Source organism: Pyxidicoccus fallax, from assembly GCF_012933655.1.
GTDB lineage: Bacteria > Myxococcota > Myxococcia > Myxococcales > Myxococcaceae > Myxococcus > Myxococcus fallax.
In genome coordinates this window covers 1-3,255 of the sequence record NZ_JABBJJ010000620.1, presented here as the reverse complement: position 1 = coordinate 3,255, position 3,255 = coordinate 1, and the positions used below count along the sequence as shown (strand labels likewise).

Genomic DNA, 3,255 nt, shown 5'->3' with positions numbered 1-3,255 from the left:
CGCCCCGCCCCCCCGGGGAGTAGACTGGCGGGCATGGGTTCTTCCGACCTTCGTCTCGTCCCCGCGCGTCCGGAGCACGTGGACTACTGGCTGGTGCTTCGCGCGGAGCCCGGCGCGCGGCGCTTCGTGGACACGGAGGACGACTCGCGCGAGGGGCTCCTCAAGCGCATCACGGAGGCGGGCACGTGGGGCGAACCCCGGGCGAAGGGCTTTCGCTGGTTCGTGGAGCACGACGGGCGGCTCATCGGCACGGTGTCCGCGAGGGACCTGTCGAAGACGCACGGCCGGGCGCAGCTCGGCTACATGCTGTCGGACGCGTACCATGGCCGCGGGCTGGGCACGCGCGCGGTGGGGATGATGGTGGAGCAGCTCTTCACGCTGCCCTTCCTCCACCGCATCTGGCTGACGACGCTGGCGGACAACCTCGCCTCGCAGGCGGTGGCGCGCAAGCTGGGCTTCACACTGGAGGGCACGATGCGCGAGCACAGCGTGCAGCTGGGGCAGCGCTGCGGCTTGCAGTTCTGGGGCCTGCTGCGGCCCGAGTGGGAGGCGCGGCGGCACGGCTAGGGACGCGTGGGGCCTGTCAACTTTCCGGCCCTGAACGCTTCGCCGGAGCACCCGCCGAGCGAGGGACGCGGCGGACCGCCGGCCTCTGGGATGTGGGCGGATGTCGGGTTATAGATTTCGACGCCATGCACGCCTACGCCGCTGAGCTTTCGCAGGAGCTGGGCCTCAAGCCCGAGCAGGTGGACAGGACCCTCGCGCTGAACGCCGAAGGCGCCACCGTTCCCTTCATCGCGCGCTACCGCAAGGAGGCCACGGGAGGTCTGGACGAGGTCCAGATTCAAACCATCCTCGACCGCGCCGAGGAGCGCGCCGAGCTGGACTCCCGCCGCGACACCATCCTCCGCTCCATTGAAGAACAGGGGAAGCTGACCCCGGCGCTGGAGAAGGCCCTCAAGGCCGCGAAGACGCGCACCGAGCTGGAGGACCTCTACCTCCCGTACAAGCCCAAGCGCCGCACGCGCGCCGCCATCGCCCGCGAGCGCGGGCTGGAGCCGCTGGCGGACCTGCTCTGGAAGCAGGAGGGCAAGCGCGGCGAGGACGCGAACGGGAAGGTGAAGCCGTTCGTCAATCCGGAGAAGGAGGTGCCGGACCTGGCGGCGGCGCTCGCGGGCGCGCGCGACATCTGCGCCGAGCGCGTGGCCGAGGACGCCGGCCTGCGCCGCGAGGCCCGCGAGGTCTGCACGAAGCGGGGCACGGTGCGCTCGGACGTGGTGCCCGCCAAGAAGGGCGAGCCCACCAAGTTCGAGAACTACTACGGCCACGAGGAGCCGCTGTCCCAGGCCCCGTCCCACCGCGTGCTGGCGCTCATGCGCGGCGAGGAGGAGGGCGTGCTGAAGGTGAAGCTCGGCATGCCGGATGACGAGGTGAAGGCGCTGCTCGCGACGCGGGTGGTGACGAAGCCGCACTCCCTCTTCGCCCAAGAGCTGCGCGCCGCCGTGGAGGACGGCTGGGAGCGGCTGATGGGCCCGTCGCTGGAGTCGGAGCTGCGCGCGGAGCTGAAGGAGCGCGCGGACCGGCAGGCCATCGGCGTCTTCGGGGAAAACCTGCGACACCTGTTGCTGTCGCCCCCGGCGGGCGCGCGCGCGGTGCTGGCGCTGGACCCGGGCCTGCGCACAGGCATCAAGCTGGCGATGATGGACGCCACCAGCAAGGTGGTGGAGACGCTGACGCTCTATACGGAGCGCAGCGCGGACGAGCGCGCCAGGGCGGCGAAGCTGCTGGAAGCGGTGGTGAAGAAGCACAAGCCGGAGCTCATCGCCGTGGGCAACGGCACCGGCAGCCGCGAGGCGGAAGGCTTCGTGAAGGACACGCTGAAGGCCATGGGCTCGCAGCTTCCGGTGGTGTCGGTGAGCGAGCAGGGCGCGTCGGTGTACTCGGCATCCGAGGTGGCGCGCGACGAGTTCCCGGACCTGGACGTGAGCCTGCGCGGCGCGGTGTCCATTGGCCGGCGCCTGCAGGACCCACTGGCGGAGCTGGTGAAGATCGACCCCAAGAGCATCGGCGTGGGGCAGTACCAGCACGACGTGGACCAGGGGCTGCTCAAGAAGAAGCTGGGCGAGGTGGTGGACTCGTGCGTGAACGCGGTGGGCGTGGACGTGAACACCGCGTCGCCGCAGCTGCTGGAGCACGTGTCCGGCGTGGGCCCGTCGCTGGCGAAGAAGCTGGTGGCGCACCGGGCGACGAAGGGGCGCTTCACCACGCGGCGCGAGCTGCTGAAGGTGAGCGGCCTGGGGCCCAAGACGTTCGAGCAGGCGGCGGGCTTCCTGCGCGTGCGCGGGCCGGAGCCGCTGGACGCGAGCGCGGTGCACCCGGAGCGCTACCCGGTGGTGGAGCGCATGGCGAAGGACCTCGGCGTGGACGTGGGCGCGCTGGTGGGCAACGCGGCGCTGGTGCGCAAGATCGACCCCAAGCGCTACCTGGGCCCGGACCTGGGCGAGATGACGCTGAAGGACATCCTCGCCGAGCTGGAGAAGCCCAGCCGCGACCCGCGCGGTGACTTCACGGCGCCGCAGATGCGGGACGACCTGCGCACGCTGGAGGACGTGAAGGAGGGCATGGTGCTGCAGGGCGTGGTGACCAACGTCACCGCCTTCGGCGCCTTCGTGGACGTGGGCGTGCACCAGGACGGCCTCGTGCACGTGTCGCAGCTGTCCACGAAGTTCGTGAAGGACCCGTCCGAGGTGGTGAAGGTGGGCGACCGGCTCACGGTGCGCGTGCTCACCGTGGACCTGGCGCGCAAGCGGCTGGCGCTGTCCGTGCGCGCGGTGCAGGAGGGTGGGGCGGCGCAGCCTTCCGGGCGGCCCGCCGTCGGAGGCGCCACGGGCCCGGGACGGATGACGGAGCGCGGCGGCGGCGGAGGGCCACGGCAGGACTCGCGGCCTTCCGGCGCGAGCAGCAAGCCGTCGGGCTCCGGGGGAGCCAGCGGTGGCGGACGTCCTGCTCCGGGCGCGGACAAGAAGGGCCCCGAGCCGTTCAACAACCCGTTCCGCAACCTCAAGCGCTGAAGCAGCGCGTCATCGTGCCCGATGCCGAGTGCCTCTGTCTGACTGTCAGGCATCAGGAACACGACTGCTGCTGCAATGACATGGCGAGTGCGGGCACCCGCCCGCGCGACTCGCGGGGCGCGGTGCCGTTATGCTGGGTGCGGTCCGGCGGTGCTCTCCCGCCTTCGTCCCCGGGCCCCCACAC

The 3,255-nt window shown here is 71.5% G+C and carries 2 protein-coding genes; both read left to right on the top strand.

All coding sequences use genetic code 11. The features are described 5' to 3' along the window. The first annotated feature begins 33 nt into the window (after positions 1–33). Complete coding sequence (locus tag HG543_RS52690) at positions 34–567, top strand: GNAT family N-acetyltransferase (protein ID WP_169352529.1); 534 nt, start codon at positions 34–36, stop codon at positions 565–567. 125 nt (positions 568–692) lie between these two features. Then, positions 693–3,071 carry a Tex family protein gene (locus HG543_RS52685; RefSeq protein WP_169352528.1) on the top strand — a complete coding sequence of 793 codons (2,379 nt, stop codon included), beginning with the start codon at positions 693–695 and terminating at the stop codon, positions 3,069–3,071. Positions 3,072–3,255: the final 184 nt, after the last annotated feature.